The sequence below is a fragment of the Micromonospora sp. DT229 genome (assembly GCF_049844505.1).
Classification (GTDB): Bacteria; Actinomycetota; Actinomycetes; order Mycobacteriales; family Micromonosporaceae; genus Micromonospora.
The window spans coordinates 1-1,319 of sequence record NZ_JBNCLD010000050.1; the positions used below are offsets into that span (position 1 = coordinate 1).

Genomic DNA, 1,319 nt, shown 5'->3' on the forward strand with positions numbered 1-1,319 from the left:
TGGGGTTGACCCGGCTTGACGGACAGGGTCGATAAGTTGATCTCACGCTACCTTGCTGGTTGACCTGCGGGAATAGGCGGTCTCCTCGTACTCGGCCGGACTCATGTAGTTCAGGGTGGAGTGGCGGCGGCGGGTGTTGTACCAGCCCTCGATCCATTCGAAGATCGCGGCACGGGCGGCGGCACGGGTCGGCCACGCCCTTCGGTCGAGTAGCTCGGTTTTGATCGTGGCGAAGAACGATTCGGCGACGGCGTTGTCCCAGCATTGACCTCGCCCACCGACTGACAGCAGTACCTGGTTGCGGTCGGCGAGGCGGGCGTACTGGGCGCTGGTGTACTGGCATCCCCTGTCGCTGTGGAAGATCACCTCACCGGTCGGGCGGCGGGTGGCGATGGCGTTGGACAGGGCTTGGGCGGGCAGATCGGTGCGCAGGTGGTCGGCGGTGGCCCAGCCGACGACCCGACGTGAGGCGATGTCGATCACGGTGGCCAGGTACAGCCAGCCCTCCCAGGTGGGGATGTAGGTGATGTCACCGCACCAGCGGGTGTCGACCTCGCTGGCGGAGACGGTGAAGTCGCGGCGGATCCGGTCGGCGGCCAGGGCCGCGGTCGGGTCGGGCACGGTGGTGGTGCGCCACCTCTTCGGTGTCCGGCCGCACAACCCGGCGCCCCGCATCAGCCGGGCTACCCGTTTGCGGGAGTGCCTGCGTCCTTGCGCGGCGAGTTCGGCGTGGACGCGGGGCGAGCCGTAGGTGCCGGCGGAAACGGCGTGGATGTCGATGATCTGTGCGGTCAGGTCGGCGTCGTCACGCTCTCGCTGTGACGGCCCGGTGGTGCGGTGGTGGTAGTAGGCGGACCGGGAGACCTCCAACAGCTCACAGGAACGCTTCACGTTCCCGTCGGGCCTTGCCTTCTCCGCCTCGATGAACGGGTAGACGTTCACCGGGTCTCCTTCGCGAAGAAAGCCGTGGCCCGTTTGAGGATGTCGACGTCCTCACGCAGCCGGCGGTTCTCCCGCCGCAGCCGCGCCAACTCCTCCCGCTCATCGCTGGTCAACCCGTCCGACCGGGTGCCGGCGTCGAGATCGGCCTGCTTGACCCACTCCCGCACCGCGGTCTCGGTCAGGTCGAAGTCCCTCGCCACCTGCGCGACCGTGCGGTCACCCCGCCGGCACACCTCGACGATCTCCGCCTTGAACTCCGACGTGAACGCCCGACGTGCCCGGCGTGGTCTCTTACCCATGCCTTCCATGATGAACATCCTCCCGAGGAGCACACAGCCCCTCTGAGCTGGGATGTCCGTCAAACCGGGTCAGGCCCA

General features: G+C 67.6%; 2 protein-coding genes. Both read right to left on the reverse strand.

All coding sequences use genetic code 11. The features are described 5' to 3' along the window. Positions 1–42: 42 nt before the first annotated feature. The gene (locus ACLQ2T_RS29220) at positions 43–942 is read right to left on the reverse strand and encodes an IS3 family transposase (protein WP_425769571.1); all 900 of its coding nucleotides are present in this window, start codon (positions 940–942) and stop codon (positions 43–45) included. After that, complete coding sequence (locus tag ACLQ2T_RS29225; protein WP_425769572.1) at positions 939–1,241, reverse strand: transposase; 303 nt, start codon at positions 1,239–1,241, stop codon at positions 939–941. Before ACLQ2T_RS29225 ends, ACLQ2T_RS29220 begins: the two co-directional genes overlap by 4 nt. Positions 1,242–1,319: the final 78 nt, after the last annotated feature.